This is a genomic window from uncultured Brevundimonas sp., from assembly GCF_937870815.1.
Taxonomy (GTDB): domain Bacteria; phylum Pseudomonadota; class Alphaproteobacteria; order Caulobacterales; family Caulobacteraceae; genus Brevundimonas.
This window is the reverse complement of the sequence record NZ_CALMZS010000188.1, coordinates 1-2,913: the sequence shown is the minus strand read 5'-3', so window position 1 is coordinate 2,913 and position 2,913 is coordinate 1. Positions and strand designations below refer to the sequence as shown.

Genomic DNA, 2,913 nt, shown 5'->3' with positions numbered 1-2,913 from the left:
AACGGGGGTCCGCGGGATTTCCGTCGCCGGCGCCCGCATCCTCGCACCGACGACGCACCAAGCAGGAGATCGCCCGGTCCATGAGACCCCTCGCAGTCTTCGACATCGACGGCACCCTGGTCGACAGCCGCGCCTCGATCTTCGAGGCCGCGACCGAGGCGTCGCGGGCGCTCGGCCTGCCCGAGCCCGAATACGATCGCGTCCGCAGGATCGTCGGCCTGTCCCTGCCGGTGGCCCTGCGTGAGCTCGAGCCGCATCTGAGCGACATCGACCTCGTCCGCTTCGTCGAGGCCTTCAAAGCCGTCTTCCAGCGCAGGCACAGCGATCCCGACTTTCATGAGCCGCTCTATCCCGGCGCCATGGAGACCGTGCGCCGCCTGCACCGCGACGGCTGGCGGCTGGCCCTGGCGACGGGCCAGAACCGCCGCGGCGTCGCCCGCAACCTCGCCCGCGAGGGCTGGGCCGACCTGTTCCTGTCGTCGCACTGCGCCGAGGACGGGCCGGGCAAGCCCGATCCGGCCATGCTCCAAGCCGCCATGGCCGCCTGCGACAGCGACCCGGCCCGCACCGTGATGATCGGCGACACGTCACATGATGTCAGGATGGCGATCAACGCCGGCGTCCTGCCGCTGGGCGTGGCCTGGGGCTTCCACACCGCCGAGGAACAGGTCGCCGCCGGGGCCCGCCATGTGGCCGGAGGCTTTTCCGAACTGGCCGTCGTGCTCGACGGTTTCGCCGATATGACCGGCGCCGCCCGAGCCTCCGCATGAGCCGCATTCCGCCCCTCGACCCCAATGTCGCCGCCCGCAAGGGCTTCCGCGAGTCCGAGGAGCGCCTCAAGCGCTTCTGGAAGGCCGTGGAGGTGGCGGCAGGCGAGGGCGGCTGGAGCGTCACCCTCGACGGCCGCACGCCGAAGACGCCGGCCCACGCCCCCCTGACCCTGCCGACCGAAGCCGCCGCCCGTCTCGTCGCCGACGAATGGGCCGCCCAGGGCGAGTTCATCGATCCCGCGACCATGCCCGCCACCCGCCTGGCCTCGACCGCCATCGACCGCGTCGGCCAGGCGCGCGACGCGGTCGCCGACGAGATCGCCGCCTTCGCCGGCTCGGACCTCGTCTGCTACCCCGCCGACCATCCGACCGCCCTGGCCGTCGAACAGGCCCGCGAATGGACGCCGTGGCGCGACTGGGCGGCGCTGGAGCTGGGCGTCCACCTCGAGCCGGTCGAGGGGATCCTCCACCGCGCCCAGGACCCGGCCGCGGTGGCCCGCGCGCGCGAGCTGGCCCTGCGCCTCGACGACTTCGCCCTGACCGGCCTGGCCATGGCCACGCCCCTGCTGGGCTCGGCCGTGCTGGCCTTCGCGGTGCAGCGCGGCGTGCTGTCGGGCGAGGCCGCCTTCGAGCTCAGCCGCCTCGACGAGGCCTTCCAGGAAGGCCGGTGGGGCGTCGACGCCGAGGCCGCCGAACGCACCGCCGCCCGGCGGGCCGAGGCGGCGCTGCTGGAGCGGTGGTTCCGGGCCCTGGGCTAGCGACCTCCCCGGGGGATCGCCGGAACGGCGGCGGAGGGGGCGCTTGCCTCCGCCTCCGGCCCTCCTTAAGCCTCGCGCTCAAGGAGACGCCGCATGAACACCATCCTCGAACAGCTCGAAGCCCGCCGCGCGGCGGCCCGTCTCGGCGGCGGCGAGGCGCGCATCGCCGCCCAGCACGCCAAGGGCAAGCTGACCGCGCGCGAACGCATCGAGGTGCTGCTGGACGAGGGCTCGTTCGAGGAGACCGACATGTTCGTCGAGCACCGCTCGCACGACTTCGGCATGGAATCCCAGCGCATCCCCGGCGACGGCGTGGTCACCGGCCGCGGCGCCATCGGCGGCCGTCTGGTCTATGTCTTCTCCAAGGATTTCACCGTCTTCGGCGGCTCGCTGTCGGGCGCCCACGCGGCCAAGATCGTCAAGCTCCAGAAGATGGCCCTGACCAACGGCGCCCCGATCATCGGCCTGTTCGACGCCGGCGGGGCCCGCATCCAGGAAGGGGTCGAGAGCCTGGCCGGCTATGCCGACATCTTCCTGCAGAACACCCTGTCCAGTGGCGTCATCCCCCAGATCAGCGTCATCATGGGCCCCTGCGCCGGCGGCGACGTCTATTCCCCGGCCATCACCGACTTCATCTTCATGGTGAAGGACACCAGCTATATGTATGTGACCGGCCCCGACGTGGTCAGGACCGTCACCAATGAGGTGGTCAGCCACGAGGACCTGGGCGGCGCCCGCGTCCACGCCGCCAGGTCGGGCGTCGCCGACGGCGCCTTCGACAACGACCTGGAGGCCCTGGCCGAGGTCCGCCGCCTGATCGGCTTTTTGCCCCTGTCCAACCGCGACAAGCCCCCGGTCCGCGACTCCTACGACGACCCCGAGCGCGACGAGGCCAGCCTGGACACCCTGGTCCCGGCCAATCCGAACCAGCCCTATGACATCAAGGAGCTGATCCTCAAGGTCGTCGACGAGGCGGAATTCTTCGAGATCGGCCCCGACTTCGCCAGGAACATCGTCACCGGCTTCGGCCGCCTCGACGGCCAGACCGTCGGCCTCGTCGCCAACCAGCCCCAGGTCCTGGCCGGGGTGCTGGACATCGACTCCAGCCGCAAGGCCGCCCGTTTCGTGCGTTTCTGCGACGCCTTCGACATCGCCCTGGTGACCTTCGTCGACGTGCCCGGCTTCATGCCCGGCACCCGTCAGGAGTACGGCGGCCTGATCAAGCACGGGGCCAAGCTCTTGTTCGCCTATGCCGAGGCCACCGTGCCCAAGCTGACCGTCATCACCCGCAAGGCCTATGGCGGCGCCTATGACGTGATGAGCTCCAAACACCTGCGCGGCGACGTCAACTACGCCTGGCCCTCGGCCGAGATCGCCGTCATGGG

The 2,913-nt window shown here is 71.1% G+C and carries 3 protein-coding genes; all 3 read left to right on the top strand.

Features of this window, described 5'->3' with window-relative positions:
• Window positions 1-80: 80 nt before the first annotated feature.
• A complete protein-coding gene (locus Q0588_RS12685; protein ID WP_298746685.1) occupies window positions 81-770 on the top strand; it encodes an HAD-IA family hydrolase in 690 nt (229 codons plus the stop codon).
• Window positions 767-1,528, top strand: coding sequence for an ATP12 family protein (locus tag Q0588_RS12680; RefSeq protein ID WP_298746682.1), 762 nt, complete (start codon window positions 767-769; stop codon window positions 1,526-1,528). Before Q0588_RS12685 ends, Q0588_RS12680 begins: the two co-directional genes overlap by 4 nt.
• 93 nt (window positions 1,529-1,621) lie before the next feature.
• Window positions 1,622-2,913, top strand: a 1,292-nt coding sequence (locus tag Q0588_RS12675) for an acyl-CoA carboxylase subunit beta (protein WP_298746679.1), incomplete at its 3' end; no start/stop codon positions are given.

Coding starts and splice junctions, on each gene's coding strand:
- Q0588_RS12685 (WP_298746685.1), top strand. CDS start 81: ATGAGACCCCTCGCAGTCTTCGACATCGACGGCACCCTGGTCGACAGC.
- Q0588_RS12680 (WP_298746682.1), top strand. CDS start 767: ATGAGCCGCATTCCGCCCCTCGACCCCAATGTCGCCGCCCGCAAGGGC.